A 20657-nucleotide genomic window follows, 5' to 3' on the forward strand; every position below is an offset into this window, starting at 1 on the left:
CTTAGTCTCCTTTGTTCTCAGTGCCCTTTTTGGGATTCATCACTGAATCATAATCCTTATTTTTATATTTAAGCTTTGCATCTTCGGCGATTTTATCGGCAACCATATCTTCCATCACCAGAGCTTCTATTTCAGCCATATGTTCTTTACTGGACTGATACCATGCTCTTAATTCATCAGGACTTTCATAAGCACTGGCGAATTTATCAATCATAGCATTAACTCTGTCCTTGTCTGCAACTATTTCATGTTTTTTAACATATTCTGAAAAGAGCAAGCCAAGATGAACGCGACGTTTTGCCTGTTCTTCAAACAGTTCACGAGGAAAATCAGGAATTTGTTCATCGTCTTTGTGTTCATGTCCAAACAAGCGATGATACATGTCGTGTTTTAAGTGTTCGATTTCTTTATCAATTAAAGCTACAGGTAAATCGATGGTGTTTACTTCCATCAGCTTATCAAACAGTTTTTCTCTGTTCATCATGTCGACGCGACGCTCGAGTTCTCGAACCATATTGTCTTTAATGTCTTTTTTGAGCGCCTCAATGCCACCTTCCTTGATGTTGAATTTTTCTGCGAACGCATCATTGAGTTCAGGTAATTTACCTTCCATCACTTTACGAACGGTAATCTTGAATGTAGCCTCTTTACCTGCTAAATCTGCGTGACCATAATCTTCAGGGAAGTTCACTTTAATATCAAAAGGCTTGTCTTTTTTGCCGCCAATAATTCCATCTTCAAATCCAGGGATCATTGCTCCAGAACCGATGATCAACTCATGTCCCTCAGCGCTGCCGCCTTCGAATGGTGTGTCTCCAAGGAATCCTTGGAAATCAATAACAACCTTATCACCTTTCTTAACCGCATGGGATGCTTCATGCCATTCTTTATTTTGCTCAAGTAATTTATCCATCATGTCGTTAACGTCTTTATCGGTAACTTCCGAGCGTGTTAACTCAACAGTGGCTTGATTCAATTCTGCAACTTCAAAAACTGGCATTACTTCAAATACAGCGGTATATCGGAAATCTTTGCCCTGCTCAACCTGTTCAGGCTCAACGTATGGATAGCCTGCGGGAACCAGTTCATTTTTTTGTAGGGCTTCAAATAATGTAGACTGTACCATTTCTCGAGCGACTTCTTCCCGTACGCTATCAGAGTAGCGGCTCTTAACTACATTCATAGGTACTTTTCCGGGACGGAAACCATCAACCTTAACTTTGCGAGCAAGATTTCTGAGACGTAAGCTCACTTCTTCCTCAACTTTCTCTGCAGGTACAGAAACTGTTACCTTACGCTCCAAACCTTTTAAGGTCTCAACAGAAACTTGCATTAATTCACCTCTTGGAAATTATCATGAAATGGTGCGAAAGGAGAGACTCGAACTCTCACGGGTTGCCCCGCTGGAACCTAAATCCAGTGCGTCTACCAATTCCGCCACTTTCGCAATCAGGTTGGATTATCAATCAGTAATTCAGTCTTGTAAAGACTCAGATGGAATCTTTAGCGCTAGACTTTTATTTTATTTACAAATGGGGTGAACGATGGGACTCGAACCCACGACAACCGGGATCACAACCCGGGGCTCTACCAACTGAGCTACGCTCACCATAATAATTTTCCAGCAAACCTAGTACAACATGACGGCTGGCGCGCCCGGCAGGATTCGAACCTGCTACCCTCGGCTTAGAAGGCCGATGCTCTATCCAGATGAGCTACGGGCGCTTAATTGGTCGGGGAGGAGGGATTCGAACCCCCGACATCCTGCTCCCAAAGCAGGCGCGCTACCAGACTGCGCTACACCCCGTTACCCGTCCAAGGACAGAGCGCAGATAATACTAGCTCATATCACCAACGTCAATAACCTAAAGCATTAATTTTTTATTAAATGTTTAATTCAATTCAAATCTTATTCCTTTTGATTTCAAAAGGATCATTTTAGAACATTATTGCCCTTCTATCTAAATCATGAAATTTAAGCTAGCATTAACAATCATGGACTTAACTCTGAATTATGAACACTATACTGTTACCTATATTCGATAATCTTACTTATCTGCATAAAAACCACGAACACGTGATTTTACCGGATACCCGATTTCAAAATGACTTTAAGTACACCTTAAGCTTTCTTAAAAGTTATACTGGAAGCCAGGGAACATTTAACAGCTACCGCCGCGAAGCCGAACGCTTGCTTCAATGGTCCTGGCATGTGAAAAACGCAACAATTGACGAACTAAAACGGGATGACATTGAAGAATACATCCATTTTTGTCAAAACCCGCCCAAATCCTGGATTAGTCTGAAAAAAGTACCACGATTCATAGAAAAGGACGGCAAAAGAATCCCCAATACAGAATGGCGTCCTTTTGTTGTTACTATCAGTAAAACATCTATAAAAAATGGTCATAATGCATCTCTGGATCAATTCAGTTTATCTCAAGGTGCAACCCAGGAAATATTCGCCATCTTAAGTACCCTGTTTAATTTTTTAATAGCTGAAGAATATGCTGTTTCCAATCCCGTAGCACTTATCCGTCAAAAAAGTAAGTTCATTCGCAAAAGACAACACAATGCACCGATACGACGTTTAAGTCTTTTACAATGGAATGAAGTATTGCATGCTGCGGAATCAATGGCAGAGGAGTCACCAGAAAAGCATGAGCGTACTCGATTTATGTTAAGCTTGCTATTTGGTATGTATTTAAGAATATCGGAACTCGCGGCCAGTGATCGCTGGATTCCCAGTATGAATGACTTTGCCAAAGACAGTAATGGCCATTGGTGGTTCACTACTGTGGGTAAGGGAAATAAGGAGCGGCAGATTGCAGTGAGCGAGGCAATGTTGGAAAGCCTGACTCGTTGGCGTTTATTTTTAGGGTTAACTCCCCTGCCCTCACCTGCGGATAACTCCCCATTAATTCCCAAAATTCGGGGAAATGGCCCCATGAGTGATACCGCTCCTATTCGCAGGATTATTCAGCGTTGTTTTGATTTGGCAGGTGAACGTCTTCGTCAAAAAGGACTTTCTGAAGAAGCCGATAATTTATCAGCCGCTACAGTGCACTGGTTGAGGCATACTGGAATCTCTGAAGACGTTAAAATTCGACCACGAGAACATGTTCGGGATGATGCAGGGCATAGCTCCAGTGCGACCACAGATCGCTACATCGATATAGAGAAGCAAGCACGTTATCAATCTGCACGAAACAAAACTATAGAACCCAGCGATTAGAATGTTCACAGGGATGTGTCGACAAGCCGTTAAATCATTCTGTTAACTATGGTAAAATTAGCTATTAATATCTGTTCAATGGTTCATGATGCTTACCCTTCGTCAAATTACTCTCTCTCGCGGCAATAAAATTTTACTGGATAAAGCCGACGTCAGCCTCTATGAAAAGCAGAAGATTGGTCTTATTGGTCATAACGGCTGTGGTAAATCGACTCTATTCGACTTTTTTCTTGGAAAACTGAACTCAGATACGGGCGAATATTTAATTAATCCACAATTAAGTATCAGTCACTTATCACAGCAGTTACCTGACAGCGATGAAAAGGCTCTGGATTTTGTTCTTGCTGGCGATGAAGAGTATATAAAACTATTGGCTCGTTTGGCAAAAGCCGAGCAGTCAGGTAATGATGCTGAAGTACTGGCGTGTCATGAAGAACTAAGCCATAGCGGAGGTTATAGCAAACCGGCTCAGGCCGCTACGATTATGTCTGGTTTAGGTTTCAGAGGAGATCAACAAAACGCACCAGTCAATAGTTTCTCCGGAGGCTGGCGTATGCGGCTAAGTCTCGCACGCTGCTTGATGAAACCAGCCGCATTACTTTTACTTGATGAGCCGACGAACCATCTGGATATGGAAGCCATATTTTGGCTTGAGCGTTTTTTGAAACAAAGTCCAAGTACGATTATTTTGATATCGCATGACAGAGAGTTCCTCGATGCCTTTGTAACTCATATTTTGCATATCGAGCATCAAAAGCTTAATTTATACTCTGGAAATTACAGTTGCTTTGAAAAAACTCATGCCCAACAACTAGCATTACAACAGATAATGCACGAAAGGCAGCAAGCTAAAATTACTCATATGATGTCCTTCGTCAATCGATTTAAAGCAAAAGCGACCAAAGCCAAGCAGGCACAAAGTCGATTAAAAGCAATTGAAAAAATGGAGATTATTGCCGCAGCACAGGCTGATTCCCCATTTTCTTTCGATTTCTTTCCCTGTCCTCGTGCGGGTAATCCATTGATTCAGTGTAATCTGGTGGATGCAGGGTACCAAACTCCAATTTTGAAGAAAATTAACCTCTCCCTGAACCCAGGAGATCGCATTGCATTGTTAGGGCCAAATGGTGAGGGTAAATCCACTTTGATTAAAACATTAACCGGAGCCCTGCCCACTTTAAACGGAACCATTCATCGATCAGCCCACTTGAAAATCGGGTACTACGCACAGCATCAATTGGAACAATTGGATTGTCAATTAAGTCCTGTTGAAACCATTCAGATCCTGTCTCCTGAAGTCAGAGAACAAACCATCCGTGATTTCCTGGGAGGTTTTAATTTTATAGGGGATATGGCAGTCCATCCCATTCAACACTTTTCAGGTGGTGAAAAAGCACGCCTTGCGCTGGCAAAGCTTGTTTGGCTTAAACCCAATCTGCTCCTGCTTGATGAACCGACAAACCATCTGGATTTGGGAATGCGATCTGCAATTGAACTCGCATTACAAAGCTATGAAGGTGCTTTAATTCTTATTTCGCATGACAGACATATGCTTAAAACAAGCGTGGATAATTTTTATTTAGTCCATAACCAAAAAGTACAGCCTTTTGATGGCGATCTGGATGATTATTATTCGTGGCTGCAATCTAAAGATGTAAAAACAACAACTTCATCTCAATCAACAAATGACTATAAAGAAAAAAAAGTAATTCAAAACCGCATAAAAAAATTGGAACAAATCATTGATCAATTGCAGAATGAAATTAAAAGGCTGGATACACAACTGGCTGATCCGAGTCTCTATGAAAACAGTAATCAGCAGAACAATTTAAATCAGTTAATAAATCAAAGAGACAAATTTATTTCTTCCTTGCATCAATCAGAGGAGGAATGGTTGGACTGTTGCACTATATTGGAACAAATGTCCTAAATTGACTAGTGCAATAACCCAACCGGAGTCAAAACAGCGTTCTATTGCTGATGATGGCATCAAAAGACTTGAGGCCAGCATCAGCAATTCTGGATGATTGAAAACAACGAAGCTCAAATTCTATTTAATTATAACGCCAGGGTTTGTTGCTGTTTACATTCATCAGCAGCAACAAAAGGTCCTTTAAATAATGTTAAATAATCTTTGAATTTAGTTGATGTAGTCTCTGGACTTGCCGTATCGGTCAAGCGTTTAATATACTCTCGCTCTATGGAGCTGCTGATCTGGGTATCTTGCCCTCGTTGAACTGATTTATTAAATTTACGATGCAGATCATTACAGATGCCTAGTAATTGTTGCATTTTATCAAAGGATAGCTCTTCCTTCTCTTCTTGTGATTCTAACAAGTTAGTTCCTAAATCAACCAAATGTTGCACTCCTGTATTTTCTTCTATTTTTTTGTAAGAGCTGAATAAGGTCAAAACACCACGGACAAATGGTTTTACCAAAAAAGTTAATGGAGTCATGGCTAATTCAATAACGCCACGAAGCAGATGAGCGCCTCCATCTAAAATGCGTGTTGGGCTTAAAGTGCCTATCCCCAATACTGACTTGGTTATCCCCATGAACACATTAACAACGCCAGTGAATGGTTGCTTAAAATCATTCATTACTTGATAACCACTTTTGTAAGGCTTAAAAAAATCAGCAAATATTTTGGTGGTTTTTTTCATTGTATAGTGTACAGGCACATAACCGAACTGACCTAACTGGATGTCTGGATCGTAAGATCTATGAGGATAGGGTCGAAAATCAACAACATCATCTGGATTTGCTCTGGCTAGCAAGTGATAATATGCATCAATAATCGGTTTCTTGTCGACTTCAGGGATATAAGCAGAGACGACTTTGGAACCTTGAACGCCTTTAATGACTTTTAATGAGCTTCCTATTTTAACCGCACTGTAATTTCTGACTTCTCCTACTTTTTGTTCTGCATAAACAGAAAACCAGGATTGGTACTCATCCAATGATTTTTGAACCAGGTTTTTATCCTTGAGGCCTTGCACAATTGCAGGTGCCATACAGGTGAAGAATTTGGCAGATGCCTCCAATCCAGCATTTAGACCTTTAAAGTATGATAATCCAAGTGCTGAATCCCCATTTAACGACACAAATACATCCTTGTGAGTCTCTGGATTCTGGAGGTGTGTAAACGTTTCAGTTACTCTTGACGCCGGTAGTTCATTCACACTAATCCGAATAGAATGAGGATTAATGTTACTGCCTGATAATTTAAGCCGCTCATAAAGATAACTGTCGATAAAAGTCTGCAAATGGTCTGGAATTTCACGATACTCCAGTTCGTTGCCAAAAGGTTTTATTGGATTTTGAGCATTAGGTTTCTCCTTAAGACCATTCAAAATCATATAATCTTCTTTGGGAATAATAATTTGCATGGTCACAGGGGTTTTACCTGTTTTAGGGTCTAATCTTCCAACTTGCTCTGTCGCAATTAGCCCGTGATGAGCTAATCTTTGATAAAATTGTACTGTTTGGTCCAGATTAGCATCCACTTTGCCGTCTATTTCCAAACGCACTTGCATCGCATAATCAATTTCATAGTGAATTCGGTTGTCTTTAGGAAATAAAGCCTGGTTCGTCACACTATGCGTACCATCGGCTCCAATGACCAATTCAGGATCATAGGCTAACACTTGTTCTCTAATCGATTCGGGCTTCACTTGTTCAATAATAATTTCAACACCTGAATCTCTTGCTATGTCCCGGAACGTTTATTGTAAGGTATTAGTTCGAATATTGGGACTTTTGCGAAGTTGTTCCATTAGTGCAATCAAACGTGGATCATCGCTGGATTGTGTTGCTTGAATTAAAGCTGCCAACTGCTTATGCTGCATCACCAAAGTGTGTTTTCTTTGAAATTCCTCATATTTTTCAAGAACTACAACTTTTAATTGAGGATTTAATTTTTTTAAACCCCACGCTTGGGCTAAGCCAATGGGACCTCCCCCAACAATGACAACATCTGCCTTTTTAGATTGTGGTTGCGATGGTGGATTTGATTGATTCTGTTCGTCCTGTGGCATGGTTGAGCTCCAAAGCTTTTTAAGTTATTAAAAATATTCTATCTTAAAATGCTTAAGGAGAGATTAAATTGCCCGTTATTCAGGCAATCTTAATTGATCTAATAATGATTTGGCTGCTAATTGTTCTGCTTTTCTTCGATTGGCACCATGACCATAAGACACATGCTTTATCCCATCTACTGAACAGGTAACATAGAATATTTGATCGTGTTCATCGCCCTCTACTTTAGTTAAAGTATATTCAGGAAGAGCAAATTTTTCCGCTTGTAAATACTCTTGTAATTGTGTTTTGGCATCTTTTAAACAATCATTTAAATTAGGATTATCTAACCGGGAACGGTATAAATTCAATATCACGTCTTTAGCAGCATCAATACCTCTATCCAGAAAAATAGCTGCAAAAATAGCTTCCAGAGCGTCAGCCAAAATGGATGCTCGGCGAAAACCACCGCTCTTTAATTCACCCTGTCCCAGATAGAGAAAATCACCAAGAGACAATTCTTTGGCAATTTCAGCCAGCATTTCACCTTTGACCAAAAAAGATCGCAAACGGCTTAATTGGCCTTCACTTTGAGAAGGAAATCGATGAAACAATTCATGGGCGATGACAAAACTTAAAATGGAATCACCAAGAAACTCAAAACGTTCATAATTATCACTGCCCACACTACAGTGAGTCAGTGCCTGCTTCAAATAAGCAGGTTTTTGAAATTGATAGTTTAAGCGCCTGCACAGTCTGTCTAAATCAATTTTCACTGCCAACTACCACCTCGTATGTATTATCAAAATCAACCATCAAGCTCATATTATATACCAAGGGCTTTACAACCTGATATTTTAATTTTACCTTGAATCTGTTCGGGCCATCCGGTGAAATGACTAACTGATCATTGTTTAAATCATCAACACCATTGATATCAAATCGTTTGGAAAGGCTTGCTCTAAGAGTCTCAATATCACTATAAGAATCTCCAGTTAAAGTAGAAACCGGTGTTTCATTTAAACCTTTTATAGACTGAACTATAGAATAGTGTTGTAAATACACAGGAACCACCCTCATCACCACCACTGCAGCCATAACGACCACAATTACAGTAAACAACATCCCGATTAAAGTCATCCCTTGCTGCTTTTGCATTTTATAGTCCTTTATCTAATTAATCTTCCGATCTTTGACCAACGTAAATTATCAGTCTTACCATTCCAGCTCATCCAGACCAGAAAGGCTTTCCCCCTTAAATAATTGTCAGGAACAAAGCCCCAGAAACGGCTGTCTGCGCTGTCGTCACGGTTATCACCCATCATAAAGTAGTTCCCTTCAGGAACAACTATATCAAAATCGACAGCAGGAACATCTGCTCTTACAAATATATCGTGTACTACGCCGTTTAAATCTTCTTTATATTGGGCAACCGGTTTTCCCGAGCTTTCGTCTATAGTGTAGGCAACAAAAGTTTGCTTTGCTTCTTTACCATTCACCGTTAATTTTTTATTGTGATAGGTCACATGATCGCCAGGCACGCCGATGACGCGCTTGATGTAATCATATGAAGGGGCTGGCGGCCAACGAAATACTGCGATTTCCCCAGTTTTAGGATTGGATATGGGAATAACCTTCTTTTCCAAAACAGGAAGTCTTAACCCATAGGCAAACTTATTGACTGCAACAAAATCACCAACTAATAATGTAGGCTCCAATGAACCGGAAGGAATTCGAAACGGTTCAACTAAAAAGGAACGCAATAAGAGAACAATAAAAAAAACCGGAAAAAAGGAACGAGAATATTCAATAATTCGGCCTGGTTTTTTATCCGAGCCTCTCTTTTTAGCCCAAAAAGCCACATCCAAAAGATAGATAAATCCACTGATTGCGGACAGAATTACTAAAATTAAAGCAAAGTTCATAAATTAATTTCCTAAAAATAACCCAATCTAAAATCCATATGTCCTGTACACGCTGATTATTTCTTTTTATCGGTCTGAAAAACGGCCATAAACGCTTCTTGAGGGATCTCAACATGTCCTACCTGTTTCATGCGTTTCTTACCCGCTTTCTGCTTGTCCAGCAATTTTCGTTTACGCGACACATCACCACCATAACATTTTGCGGTCACATTTTTTCTTAGAGCCTTAACAGTCTGTCGCGCAATAATATGGCTACCAAGAGCTGCCTGAATGGCCACATCAAACATTTGTCTGGGAATAAGCTCCTGCATTTTTTCAGCAATTAACTTGCCACGGCTGTTGGCGGAACTTCTATGTACAATAACCGATAAAGCATCCACCTTTTCGCTGTTTATTAATACATCCATTTTCACCAAATCGGCTGCATCAAAACGTAAAAAATTATAATCCAGCGAAGCATAACCACGACTAACCGATTTCAGTCGATCAAAAAAGTCAGAAACCACTTCGCTCATTGGGATATCATAAGATACAGAGACCTGGCGGCCACTGTACGTCATATTCACCTGAACACCACGCCGCTCAACACATAAGTTAATAATAGGCCCTAGATAGTCTTGTGGAACCAAAATGTTCGCTCTGACTATGGGTTCATACATTTCTTTTATCTGCGGTGAGGGAGGTAAATGTGATGGATTATCAATGAGCAGCGTTTCCCCTTTTTGAGTCACAATTTTATAAACCACGGTTGGCGCGGTTGAGATTAAATCCAGATTGTATTCCCTCTCCAAACGCTCTTGTACGATTTCCATATGCAGCATTCCGAGGAATCCACAGCGAAAACCAAATCCCAATGCCTCTGAAGACTCAGGTTCGTAAAACAGTGATGCATCATTCAGGCTTAATTTAGCCAATGCCTCCCTGAATGCTTCAAAATCATCCGAGCTAATAGGAAACAATCCGGCATAGACTTGTGGCTTAACCCGTTGAAAACCAGGCAATACCTGTTCGGCAGGATTTTTATCAAGAGTCAAGGTATCCCCAACCGGAGCTCCTTGAATTTCTTTAATCCCGGCAACAACATAGCCTACTTCACCGGCGTTTAAAGCATCCAGTTTGGTTCTTTTAGGCGTGAATATTCCAACCTGATCCACTTCATAGGATCTGCCAGTTGACATCACCCGCATTTTATCGCCCTTGCGTATGGAACCATTAACAATACGAACCAGAGATACAACTCCAAGATAACTGTCAAACCACGAGTCAATAATCAATGCCTGCAAAGGAGCATCCAAAGTCCCTTCAGGAGGGGGGATGTTAGCAACCAGCGCTTCTAGAACGTCTTCAACACCGATGCCACTTTTTGCACTGACCCGAATGGCATCATGCGCGTCGAGACCAATAATGTCTTCGATTTCATCAATTACCCGTTCCGGCTCAGCTTGGGGTAAGTCAATTTTATTTAATACAGGAAGAACAGTCAGAGACTGATCAATCGCCGTATAACATACAGCGACAGTCTGGGCTTCGACCCCCTGGGCTGCGTCAACAACCAAGATGGCGCCTTCACAGGCAGCAAGTGAACGTGACACCTCATAGCTGAAATCAACATGGCCTGGAGTATCGATAAAATTAAGCAGGTAGGTTTTACCGTCTTTGGCAGTATAATTTAACGAGACACACTGCGCCTTGATAGTAATACCGCGTTCGCGCTCGATGTCCATGGAATCAAGAACCTGAGAGCTCATTTCACGCTCGGTTAACCCGCCACATATCTGAATAAACCGATCAGCCAAAGTAGATTTGCCATGATCGATATGGGCAATTATTGAAAAATTACGAATCCGCTTTAAATCGCTCAACTGAAGTAACCCTTTTTTGCAAATTGCATAAGTCTATCTTAAATGTGGCCGTGCAGAAAGTAGGCTAAGCTATTTCTGTTGTATTTGTGGTCTAATTGGTTCATTTTGCAAAGAGAATTTGCTAATGCCCCTCAATTTTACTAAAATTCTTCCTTTCGCTTTAATAATAGGATGCACCATGCGACGACTCATCTGGTTAGGTTACACCCTACTGTTTCTTGTGTCCTGCACAAGCTATGCAGACACAGCCTTTACTCAACGCCAAGACGTTCAGAATTTTATAAATTCCATGGTCAAAAACCATCAATTCAACAGAAAACAGCTCACTGAAACCATGAATCAAGTGGTACTGCAACCACAGATTATTGAATCAATGGAAAAGCCCTATGAAAAGAAAACATGGGATGTATACAAAGGGTTATTTCTAACACCTCAAAGAGTGAAAGGAGGTTTGGATTTTTGGGCTGCAAATAAAAAAGACCTCGACAGAGCACAAAAACGATATGGCGTACCGCCCGAAATTATTATTGCGATTTTAGGTGTTGAAACACTTTATGGTGAACGTCAGGGAGATTATCGTGTTCTTGATGCACTGGCCACTCTGGCATTCAACTATCCTAAACGTTCTCCTTTTTTTACCAAAGAGCTAACCGAATATTTACTGCTTTGCCGAGAGCACAAAGTACCGGCAACTCATCATAAAGGTTCCTATGCAGGCGCTATAGGTAAGCCTCAATTTATGCCCAGCAGTTATCGATATTATGCCGTAGACTTTAATAACAAGGGGCATCGTGATTTGGTGACTAATAATGCGGATGCCATTGGAAGTATTGCCAACTATCTTCATAAGCATGGATGGAGATTAAATGGTGGAATCGCGCAACCTGCTAAAATTTCAGGATGGAAATACAAACGCATACAGATGAATCCTAAAACGGCAAATTATAACTTTGCTCAATTGGAAGCAGCAGGGATCAAACCAGTTACTGCATCACTACATCATCCAGCGCGTGCTGGCGTCATAGAGTTATTGACTAACGAGGGTAAAGAATATTGGTTGGCTTACCCTAATTTCTTTGTAATTACCCGTTATAACTCCAGTCCTCAGTATGCAATGGCTGTCTATCTGTTATCACAACAATTAAAACAGCACTGGGTGGCGCAAAATACCAAAAAGCATAGGGCATATGTATGATTCGAATTTACTGTTTTTAAGATATACTGAACACAATTGCGCCATTAACATCGATAAATTAAATAGAGTTTAACTCATGGATAAATGTTTCTTGTATACTCAGCATCTTGATGATAATGGCTGCTTTTGTTTGAAAATATCTTCTGATGGCGCATTAATTGCGCCGCCAGAACAACGTACTTTTGCTGAAATTAAATCCTTGCAAAGTGAATGTTCGACGTTAATTGTTGAATCAACCGCCAGTGCCAGCATTCTTAGCCTGGAGCTTCCCTGGCTTCCAGAACGAAAAGCACGGGTCGCAATTCCTTTTGCTCTAGAAGAAAAGCTCGCTCAACCTGTAGAAGAGCTTCATTTTGCATTTGACAAACTAAGATATCAAAACAACCAGTATCTTATTACCGTTCTTAGTAAAGCACGATTACAATTCATCATGCGGCTCCTTGACGAACACCAAATCATCTATGAAGAAATTACTCTGGATTGGTACGCACTGTCTGCCAATGAATTAATCGTTACAGAATCTTCACTCCTGGTGCATCATGATGATTTTAAGGGAGCACTTTCCGGAGAGCTTGCTCAATATTATTTAAAAAATCACCCTCAGGATAAGGTTCTGTTATTTAAAGACAGTCAATTAACTCCTGACAGCTCAGTCGTCAAAGACAATGATTCATCGTACCTTTGGATAGCTAAAAAATTACTAACAACAAAGCCATTAAACCTGTGCCAAGGTGGCATGCAGCATGGAAATACTTCCGACTGGATTAAAAAAGGATACCGAATCGCAGGTGTATTGTGCGGTTGTTGGTTGGCTTCTCTACTGTTGGTAAATGCCATATCCCTTCATTCTCTGAACAAGCAAAACAAACTACTCGATGACCAGATCGCGACTATTTATCATGAGTTTTTCCCTGATGCAAAACAGGTAATTAGCCCCAAATTCCGTATCAGCCAACTTCTTGGAAATAATAGCGCAAACAGTCAAACGCGATTTTGGTTTTTATTAAATCAATTTGCCAAAGCCATGAATGCCGAGCATAACACGATAGAAAACTTACGGTATCAAAACAAAACATTATCAGTAACCCTGGTCAGCACTGATTTCGCTAATCTGGAACAACTGGAAAATAAATTAAAAACAATGCAATTAAAAGTAAAACAAACCCAAGCATCAACTCGAGATCAACAAGTAGTCGCTACCCTGGAGCTCACGTGAAATCCTATTTGAATTCGCTTAATGAGAGAGAAAAATGGATGGTACTGGCTGCTGTTTTAAGCCTTGTCATTTACTTTTACTATCAATTTCTTTATACCCCATTAAGCAATAAAGTCACTTTAAAATCTTCTCAGCTCATTGAAAAAACTGAAACTTTGGCCTGGATGAAGCAGGTACGGCAAAAGGCTCATTCAGCCACAACAAAACAATCAGTAGATAACAGCCAATTACTCACCCTGCTCGCAACCCAACTCAAAAATAATGAAACACTGAAATTTCCCTATCAATTACAACAAACTGGTTCAGGAGACATCCAGCTCACCTTTGATACAGTTCCCTTTAAACTATTTATGCAATGGCTTGCTAAAATCAATGATAAATATACGATAACAATCAAACAATTTGATGTGGAACATACCACTACCCCTGGAGTGACCAAATTGATGATTATTATCACTACAGCAGCCTGACTTACAGCTCTATTCATCCATATTATTTTGGACATTACCCCAGTTAGTTACCCCTGCACCCTGCTTAATTTCAGGAGGTAGTTCATCCAATGCTTTTTGAGCTGCTTCCTGACTATCATAAGTACCGTATAAACCCTTGTAATAGGACTTACCATTTCGCTGATATTTAATCTGGGCCATACGATCATTTTTTGGTGCCTTATATAGTTTTTGCGCTACTTTTGAAGCCTTCTCATCATCAGCGACCTGAATGGTATAACCTTGAGGATTTTGACCGTTTACCCAATTTCTATCCCTATCCTTAAACGATACTGGGGAATGATATTCACCTACATGATAGGAGTCTGGTACACTGACTCCACTTTGAGCAGGTCCATTTTGATAGCCATAATTGTACATTCTGTAATCGGCCTGCGGATACAATTGAGCATCATCATAAGTATACGTACGATAACTGGCTGAATTATATTCTTCATAAACCATACATGAAGATAAATTAGTGATGCACACCCCCAAAAACAGGAATCTTATTTTATAATTCATCATAACCCCCTGATTTATAATTTTTACTTCTGCTCTTATTGGTTGTTATCTACCGATTTCAAGAAAACTTTAGCAATCCAGTTGTTTCCAGCTAAAGTATGTCATAAAGTATCTTTTTTGTTTCTTAGTGATAAATAGTATGTGGACACATCGACGCTCAGGTCAAACCAATCAAAGAGGTTCTCAGGATCATCGAGATCCCTATGAACGCGACAGAACCAGGGTAATACACTGTCCAGCATTTAGAAGATTACAAAGAAAAACTCAGATTTTAGGAACAGATGAAGGTGATTTTCACCGTACTCGCTTAACTCACTCGCTGGAAGTAGATTCTATTGGCCGAAGCATCGTTCATAATCTGATTAATAATCAGAACCACCCGAAATTTTTATCCAACCTGTTACCCCCTGATGATTTGATTAGTGTTATCTGCCTACTCCATGATATAGGACATCCCCCTTTTGGACATGGTGGAGAAGTTGCTTTAAATTACATGATGCGCGAATACGGTGGATTTGAGGGTAATGCACAGACACTAAGGCTACTGACCAAGGTTGAAAACAGTTACGGGGGATTTGGTCTTGATTTAACCCGCCGCGCCTTATTAGGCCTATTAAAATACCCTGTCAAACGATCCGATGTGGCGGCAAAAAAACTACCTCCTATTCATGAGTCCATCCATAAAACCATAAAAATTAACGATTGGTTGCCCCCCAAAGCCTATTTTGATTGCGAGCAACCTGAAGTTGATTGGCTCTTATCCCCATTTTCTGAAAGTGATAGAATATTATTTCAATCGCTGTCCAAACAACCGCAGGATACACAATGCGGTAAATCAGCCTTCCACAGTTTTGATTGCTCTATAATGGATACCGCGGATGATATTGCTTATGGAGTTCACGATTTGGAGGATGCCATTCATTTAAGACTCATCAATCCCTCTCATCTGGATACATCCGAATTCAGAGAGCTGCTTGGCAATACCTCCCTGACCAAAGATCAGGATCACTTAATCAACTCATTATTTTCAAATGATCTCTGTTTAAGAAAACAAGCCATTGGGGAAATGGTCAATTATTTTATTACCTCAACCCAAATTGTGACGATGAATGAATTATTTGAAAATAATTTATTGAAATACAACATTGCACTAATCCCGGAAGCAGCTGCGTTATTACACTATTTAATGCAATGCATTTATCACAATGTAATTGATTCTCAAGAGGCTCGCACTTTTGAATACGGCGGCCAGACCGTTGTTCTTCGCTTATTTGACGCCATCAGCTCCAATCCCGCAAGTCTGTTGGATAATAAAAATCGCCAGTTATTTAAACAGGCTGAAGATGAAACTCAAGCCTACCGGGTTGTTTGTGATTATTTGGCCAATATGACCGATGAATACGCCTACCGAATGCATGAACGCTTATTCGGCTTTAATACGAGAACCATATTTGAACGACTCTAATAAAATCAGTGACTTATAGATTAATGACTGAAATTTTATTATTGTATAGTTTGCTTTTCTTGAGAGTACTTGAATGGATTTAAATGCACAATTACGCCAATTACTCAATAAATCAATATATACCAGTGAGTCTTTTGCATTATTAGATTTAGGAGCCAACCCGAATATCCTCAATGATTGCGGTTACAGTTTACTTCATCTATTAGTTTTTAATCATCGTATGACAGAAGCATTTCAACTGATTGAGGACTATAACGCTGACATCAATATTAAAGATAAATTTGGATTTACACCTTTGTATTACATGCTCAATGACGGCTTCAGTGTTGACTCTCTTATTGCGATGATTCGATTGGGCGCCAATCCGAATGTACGAAATAGCTCCGGATCAGCACCCATTCATCAGTTTATACGATTGAAATTCAGTTATGCGCTTGAATTGCTTAAAATGCATCCCGAAAGCATTCATTATAAAAGTAATGAAGGCACTCCAATACAGCTCATGATGAATCTAAGAAATACTCAGCGTTTTTCAGCAGACAATTACATCATCATGGTACGAAATGGCGCCGATCCCGATTCGGTGGACAGAAATAATAGTTCCTTGCTTAGCATCATTTTGGAAATGAATAAACCTGAAAGGAGCAAAGAATTAGTCGCTTTGAGTCAACTATCTCCCCAGGAAAGAAAATTGTTTACACCAGACTTAATAGACTATTTCATTCAGGACGATGGGATAATGCACCTGGTTTGCGATCTGCAACAGAACAAAATAAGCAAGCATCATCTGCCCCTCCTGGCCAAATTTCCTAATGCTAAAGAGATGGTCATCAAGTACATCCGGAATTTAAGCAGTGATGTACAGGAAGATCTTATAAAAGAATGCTTATCGCCTAAAACTTCTTTGAATCAATTTTTTTCCATTCAACGTGGATGGTTTATGACTAGTACCAGCAGAGGTACTTTTGCTCAACTGATAAAAATGCAAAAGGCACTGATAGATAATAAAATTCTTGAATCAAAATCGTTTCATGATGCACCAGAACAGAACCATTTCACTCCAACTAACATGGCATAATGGATATTTTATAAGCGGCATTGATTTTGAAGAGTATTCATTAACAGAGCATACTTTCGCAATTGATTACTCCACCAAGTTATTAAAAGGAACATAGGTTCCATCCCAGGGAATAAACGCATTCATATCATTAAAGAAGCACAAGGTCGGTGGATTCAATAAAAATGAATGGCCAATTAATAAAGGTGCAAGGCTCTCTTGTAATTGATGCTCAATATCCAGTTCCCTTTGTCTATCAACTCGTTTATATCGATAAGCCAATGTAATATGAAAAGGATGAGGAATTTTGCTCTTCAAATCAAACTGATGCGCAATATCGTTAATCACTTGTTTTTGGGCCAAAGGCAAGCGAACAACCAACTTTACAGTACGGCTCACCTCAAGTGACTCAATGCTGACTTCAGGACAAAACTTGTTGTGTTCAAAGGCAGTTTGAATTGTTTTAAAAAGAGGTGTATTCGAAATAAGAAAATCCTTCCATCTCCCACTTCCAACCGCCCTCTCTGTAAAAAGATTAAGAGCCGTCATATGATAACTTTTATTAGAAAGAGGGGCATAGCAGGAAGCAAGCAAGGTAGACTCGTTGATTAATCGATTAATGTCTGCCCATAAGCATTGATCAGCAGATTGCACCGATGCCACAACAGTGAGACCTGGAAAAGGAGTATATTCACCCTTATTATTATATTTTCGAAGCACCATGATATTCGAACATTCGACCCGATTGATACAGAGTATAACCTGACAACTCAAATATAAATACCAGCCTGGCTCAAGATAACCCCTTACAGGCAACAGCGGCTTTTTATGGACTAAACTAAAAAAAGCAATCACTCGAAATAGTTTTACGCGGATTGCTGGACTACACTATAAAAATACAGGGAGCACAAAGAGGATTACGATGAATAAATCAAGCATAACACTACTCTTGTTCAGTGTTTGTTTAGGGTTGAGCATCAACACAGTGATTTATGCATCCTCCTCTTCCACATTGCCTGCTGATTTATTGTACAATAACAAGCCAATTAATCCTTTGTGTTTTGATCAGGGAGAACTCTCCAACAAAACTCTATCATTAACTGATAATTGTGAGCTTGAGCCAATTAACGTACTTGGCCAATCTAAAGAATTATTAAACGAAGGATATTACGGTTTTGAATACAAATTGAAGGATGATTCAGGCTTTGCTTCCAGTTACAGTTATTATAAAGTAATCGGTTATTACAATCACCTTTATACCCTTCTGTTGATCAGTAACACAGGAGGCAGTGGTCATTTTTCCTCCCTTTATCTAGTCAATCGTGATCAGAACAAATTGCATATTAAAACCTTACCTTTTGGTGGAGATCGTTGTAATGGTGGTTTAAATGAGGTAACACAGAATAAAAACATCATCACTTTTACATCCAATATTACACCAGGAGATTTTCTTTCCATCAGTAACAACAACCCCGAGCAGTTACAAGCGTATGATGATTTGGACGCCTGCGCAGCCTGCTGCGTTGCAACGGCTTCATACACAACTGATTTACAAAAAGACAGTACCAAGGCGACATTAACATCCATCCAGTTTTCCAAGGATCCCGAAACCCTTTCTGATTTAAAATCCCCTGAGCATACTGGATATCAAGCATGCTTTAATAAGCTCGTGTTGAGCTATATCACAAAAGATAAAACCACATTGTCAGTACAAGAGCTAGGGACTTTCATGAATGAGTTTAACTCCAAATGTACCCAGGCAAAAAAATCAAACCTCTGACCGATCTGCTCCTACTGTATCTATAATTAACAAGAACAGTAGAAATAACAGCACCACAGATTCAGCTTAGAGCCATAAGTGCATCAGTGCTGCGGTTGAAGTGAACAACTCACCGCTTTAAGGTGCGTTGTTCATCCGGATTATCTGAATCCTGTCGCACTACCCCACTCCTGGCAAACAATGTATTGGAGCAAAAAAACAGAGAAGCATCCCTCCCTGGTGAAGAGGCTGCTGGTGGTAATCGAAATCCTGCTTCATGGTGAGGAATAGTTGAGTCCAGGCTGATTTGATGGTTTGCTCGAAGTTCCTCTTGTTCCAGTAACTCTTCAATAAAACGCAATAACTCGGAATGACCAGTAATTTTCACCCAATCAAGAACTGTATCACCATCCATATTCTTTACCTTCAGGACGCTCACTTTATCTCTATCAGGCAGGCAATCCAGAAGAGGTATCAAAATCCCGGGATTGCTTATTGCTACCCGGTGCAACACGGTATTTCCATACGCGCTTCGTACCATCAAGGCATCAGCTCTCGCCTCACTGGGCAAGCAGTCCATTAGCTGTTTCAGGATTTCGTGACATTTTGCTGCGACCAGGTGCAGCACGCTATTACCACACTGAAATTTCTTGATTAAAGCCCCTGCCCTTATTCCTTCAGGAAGGCAGTCCAATAGCTGTTTCAAGATTTCGGGGCGTTTTGATGCGGTGAGATGGAGCATGGTAACACCATACTGATTCCCTGCCATCACAGCATCAGCCCTCATTGCCTCGGGTAGACATTCCAGAATCTGTTTTAGAATTTCAGGACTTCTAATTGCGACTTGATGTAATACCGTATTGCCATTAAATTCCTCTACCATCACAGCACAAGCCCTTAATGCCTCAGGCAAGCAATCCAGAATCTGTCTGATAATTTCAGGATGGTCTGCTGCTGCCTGATGCAATACGGTAAAGCCCTTAGGGTTTTTAATCATAACGGCGCCAGCTCTTTCTACCTCGGGCAGACAGTCCAGTACTTGTTTTAAAATTTCCGGATGGTCTTCCGTGACTTGGTGCAGTACGGTCAAACCGTTCGGGTTTTTAACCTTGATCGTGTCATATCGAGCTGCTTCGGGCAGACATTTAAGTAGCGAAATCAGAATTTTCGGGCTGCTGGTTGCGAGCAGATGCATCACGGTATCTTCAGAATCATTCGTTGCCTTCAAAGTAACATCCCTTACTTTTTCAGGTAAGTAATCCAAAAGCTGGTGCAGTATTTTCGGGTGGCTGGCTGCTAGCCGATGCAGCACAGTATTGCCGCCATGACTTCGTACCATCACAACTCCCGCTTTTTCTATTTCAGGCAGGCAGTTCAGAATATCTTTTAAAAATTCGGGGTATTTTGCGGCCAGGTGCATCATGGGAATACCTTTGTAATTTTTTGCAATTACAACATTAACCCGCTTATGCTCAGGTAATGCCTGAAGAAACCATTGAACAAAAGTAAAGTGTTGATTATCAATGGCCGCTTGAAGCGGAGGGTAAAAACTTCGAAATTTCACCCAATATTTAGCTCCTTGTTCAATCAGGAGGGAAGCAAAGCATATATTCCCGTATTCTGCAGCAAGATAAAAAGAAGTTAACGCATCCCCATTGGTGGCATTGGGATCAAACCCCGGAAGCCCAACGATTTGACGCACTATGGCTGCGGGCATATCCTTAGACGCTGCTAGCAATCGTGCGACATCAAGGCTGGATGCGGGCGTGATAGTGCGGGGTGTGAGCAGCACAGGAACGGGAGATTCTCCTGTCGAGTCAGGTGCAGCAATACGTTCAACCTGGGCAAGCAACGCTTCGGGCCAGGAATCTCGTGAAAGCGCATCGCCTGCGGTGTTCTGCTCCTGATTGCA

The 20657-nt window shown here is 40.4% G+C and carries 18 protein-coding genes and 4 tRNA genes; 8 read left to right on the forward strand and 14 right to left on the reverse strand.

Going from position 1 to position 20657, the window contains the following annotated elements; all coding sequences use genetic code 11:
• Position 1: 1 nt before the first annotated feature.
• The 5 genes from tig to G543_RS0102395 all read right to left on the reverse strand — a co-directional run bounded on the left by tig (position 2) and on the right by G543_RS0102395 (position 1807).
• A complete protein-coding gene (tig, locus tag G543_RS0102375) occupies positions 2-1333 on the reverse strand; it encodes a trigger factor (RefSeq protein ID WP_028383108.1) in 1332 nt (443 codons plus the stop codon).
• Positions 1334-1362: 29 nt separating this feature from the next.
• Positions 1363-1447: transfer RNA gene (locus G543_RS0102380), tRNA-Leu, on the reverse strand.
• An 86-nt stretch (positions 1448-1533) separates the two neighbouring features.
• Positions 1534-1609: transfer RNA gene (locus G543_RS0102385), tRNA-His, on the reverse strand.
• Between the two features lie 39 nt (positions 1610-1648).
• Positions 1649-1725: transfer RNA gene (locus tag G543_RS0102390), tRNA-Arg, on the reverse strand.
• Between the two features lie 5 nt (positions 1726-1730).
• Positions 1731-1807, reverse strand: a tRNA-Pro gene (locus G543_RS0102395).
• A gap of 207 nt (positions 1808-2014) precedes the next feature.
• Here G543_RS0102395 and G543_RS0102400 point away from each other — a divergent pair.
• Both G543_RS0102400 and G543_RS0102405 read left to right on the forward strand, forming a co-directional pair.
• Positions 2015-3235, forward strand: a complete 1221-nt coding sequence (locus G543_RS0102400) for a tyrosine-type recombinase/integrase (RefSeq protein WP_028383109.1) — start codon at positions 2015-2017, stop codon at positions 3233-3235.
• 88 nt (positions 3236-3323) lie between these two features.
• On the forward strand, positions 3324-5165 hold the full coding sequence (locus tag G543_RS0102405; protein ID WP_028383110.1) for an ABC-F family ATP-binding cassette domain-containing protein: 1842 nt from the start codon (positions 3324-3326) through the stop codon (positions 5163-5165).
• 128 nt (positions 5166-5293) lie between these two features.
• On the opposite strand, the gene G543_RS16895 is transcribed toward G543_RS0102405, so the two are convergent.
• The 6 genes from G543_RS16895 to lepA form a co-directional block, all read right to left on the reverse strand.
• A complete protein-coding gene (locus G543_RS16895; RefSeq protein ID WP_133141322.1) occupies positions 5294-6910 on the reverse strand; it encodes a hypothetical protein in 1617 nt (538 codons plus the stop codon).
• 51 nt (positions 6911-6961) lie between these two features.
• Positions 6962-7273 (reverse strand): FAD-dependent oxidoreductase, encoded by a 312-nt coding sequence (locus tag G543_RS16900; RefSeq protein ID WP_035921238.1) that lies wholly within the window; start codon positions 7271-7273, stop codon positions 6962-6964.
• Positions 7274-7348: 75 nt separating this feature from the next.
• Positions 7349-8029 (reverse strand): ribonuclease III, encoded by a 681-nt coding sequence (rnc, locus tag G543_RS0102415; protein WP_028383111.1) that lies wholly within the window; start codon positions 8027-8029, stop codon positions 7349-7351.
• Positions 8019-8411, reverse strand: a complete 393-nt coding sequence (locus G543_RS0102420; RefSeq protein ID WP_028383112.1) for a DUF4845 domain-containing protein — start codon at positions 8409-8411, stop codon at positions 8019-8021. Before G543_RS0102420 ends, rnc begins: the two co-directional genes overlap by 11 nt.
• Before the next feature lie 11 nt (positions 8412-8422).
• Entirely contained in the window at positions 8423-9178 is a 756-nt protein-coding gene (gene lepB, locus G543_RS0102425) for a signal peptidase I (protein WP_028383113.1), read from the reverse strand.
• 56 nt (positions 9179-9234) lie between these two features.
• The gene (gene lepA, locus G543_RS0102430) at positions 9235-11040 is read right to left on the reverse strand and encodes a translation elongation factor 4 (RefSeq protein ID WP_028383114.1); all 1806 of its coding nucleotides are present in this window, start codon (positions 11038-11040) and stop codon (positions 9235-9237) included.
• Positions 11041-11218: 178 nt separating this feature from the next.
• Here lepA and mltB point away from each other — a divergent pair, with 178 nt between their 5' ends.
• The 3 genes from mltB (at position 11219) to lspM (ending at position 13921) form a co-directional block, all read left to right on the forward strand.
• Positions 11219-12235, forward strand: coding sequence for a lytic murein transglycosylase B (gene mltB / locus G543_RS0102440; protein WP_028383115.1), 1017 nt, complete (start codon positions 11219-11221; stop codon positions 12233-12235).
• Between the two features lie 76 nt (positions 12236-12311).
• Positions 12312-13451 (forward strand): type II secretion system protein GspL, encoded by a 1140-nt coding sequence (gene gspL / locus G543_RS0102445; protein ID WP_028383116.1) that lies wholly within the window; start codon positions 12312-12314, stop codon positions 13449-13451.
• Complete coding sequence (gene lspM, locus G543_RS0102450) at positions 13448-13921, forward strand: GspM family type II secretion system protein LspM (protein ID WP_028383117.1); 474 nt, start codon at positions 13448-13450, stop codon at positions 13919-13921. Before gspL ends, lspM begins: the two co-directional genes overlap by 4 nt.
• A gap of 9 nt (positions 13922-13930) precedes the next feature.
• Here lspM and G543_RS0102455 read toward each other — a convergent pair whose 3' ends face one another.
• Entirely contained in the window at positions 13931-14467 is a 537-nt protein-coding gene (locus G543_RS0102455; protein WP_115343492.1) for an SPOR domain-containing protein, read from the reverse strand.
• A gap of 136 nt (positions 14468-14603) precedes the next feature.
• Here G543_RS0102455 and G543_RS0102460 point away from each other — a divergent pair, with 136 nt between their 5' ends.
• Both G543_RS0102460 and G543_RS18270 read left to right on the forward strand, forming a co-directional pair.
• Complete coding sequence (locus tag G543_RS0102460) at positions 14604-15929, forward strand: anti-phage deoxyguanosine triphosphatase (protein WP_028383119.1); 1326 nt, start codon at positions 14604-14606, stop codon at positions 15927-15929.
• A 73-nt stretch (positions 15930-16002) separates the two neighbouring features.
• A complete protein-coding gene (locus G543_RS18270; protein ID WP_051190553.1) occupies positions 16003-17007 on the forward strand; it encodes an ankyrin repeat domain-containing protein in 1005 nt (334 codons plus the stop codon).
• A 66-nt stretch (positions 17008-17073) separates the two neighbouring features.
• On the opposite strand, the gene G543_RS0102470 is transcribed toward G543_RS18270, so the two are convergent.
• Positions 17074-17709, reverse strand: coding sequence for a DUF1868 domain-containing protein (locus G543_RS0102470; protein ID WP_028383120.1), 636 nt, complete (start codon positions 17707-17709; stop codon positions 17074-17076).
• A 199-nt stretch (positions 17710-17908) separates the two neighbouring features.
• Between G543_RS0102470 and G543_RS0102475 the strand changes: the two genes are divergently transcribed.
• Positions 17909-18766 carry a hypothetical protein gene (locus G543_RS0102475; protein WP_028383121.1) on the forward strand — a complete coding sequence of 286 codons (858 nt, stop codon included), beginning with the start codon at positions 17909-17911 and terminating at the stop codon, positions 18764-18766.
• Between the two features lie 109 nt (positions 18767-18875).
• On the opposite strand, the gene G543_RS19090 is transcribed toward G543_RS0102475, so the two are convergent.
• A partial coding sequence (locus G543_RS19090; RefSeq protein ID WP_028383122.1) for an ankyrin repeat domain-containing protein occupies positions 18876-20657 on the reverse strand: 1782 nt, incomplete at its 5' end.

Origin of the sequence: Legionella moravica DSM 19234 (genome assembly GCF_000423305.1) — a bacterium.
GTDB lineage: Bacteria > Pseudomonadota > Gammaproteobacteria > Legionellales > Legionellaceae > Legionella > Legionella moravica.

What these genes read in the sequence shown, in the direction of transcription:
- gspL (WP_028383116.1), top strand. Translation starts at nt 12,312, where the DNA reads ATGGATAAATGTTTCTTGTATACTCAGCATCTTGATGATAATGGCTGC.
- mltB (WP_028383115.1), top strand. Translation starts at nt 11,219, where the DNA reads ATGCGACGACTCATCTGGTTAGGTTACACCCTACTGTTTCTTGTGTCC.
- G543_RS0102405 (WP_028383110.1), top strand. Translation starts at nt 3,324, where the DNA reads ATGCTTACCCTTCGTCAAATTACTCTCTCTCGCGGCAATAAAATTTTA.
- G543_RS0102470 (WP_028383120.1), bottom strand. Translation starts at nt 17,709, where the DNA reads ATGGTGCTTCGAAAATATAATAATAAGGGTGAATATACTCCTTTTCCA.
- G543_RS0102400 (WP_028383109.1), top strand. Translation starts at nt 2,015, where the DNA reads ATGAACACTATACTGTTACCTATATTCGATAATCTTACTTATCTGCAT.
- G543_RS0102455 (WP_115343492.1), bottom strand. Translation starts at nt 14,467, where the DNA reads ATGATGAATTATAAAATAAGATTCCTGTTTTTGGGGGTGTGCATCACT.
- tig (WP_028383108.1), bottom strand. Translation starts at nt 1,333, where the DNA reads ATGCAAGTTTCTGTTGAGACCTTAAAAGGTTTGGAGCGTAAGGTAACA.
- G543_RS18270 (WP_051190553.1), top strand. Translation starts at nt 16,003, where the DNA reads ATGGATTTAAATGCACAATTACGCCAATTACTCAATAAATCAATATAT.
- lepB (WP_028383113.1), bottom strand. Translation starts at nt 9,178, where the DNA reads ATGAACTTTGCTTTAATTTTAGTAATTCTGTCCGCAATCAGTGGATTT.
- G543_RS0102460 (WP_028383119.1), top strand. Translation starts at nt 14,604, where the DNA reads ATGTGGACACATCGACGCTCAGGTCAAACCAATCAAAGAGGTTCTCAG.
- G543_RS0102420 (WP_028383112.1), bottom strand. Translation starts at nt 8,411, where the DNA reads ATGCAAAAGCAGCAAGGGATGACTTTAATCGGGATGTTGTTTACTGTA.
- G543_RS0102475 (WP_028383121.1), top strand. Translation starts at nt 17,909, where the DNA reads ATGAATAAATCAAGCATAACACTACTCTTGTTCAGTGTTTGTTTAGGG.
- G543_RS16900 (WP_035921238.1), bottom strand. Translation starts at nt 7,273, where the DNA reads ATGCCACAGGACGAACAGAATCAATCAAATCCACCATCGCAACCACAA.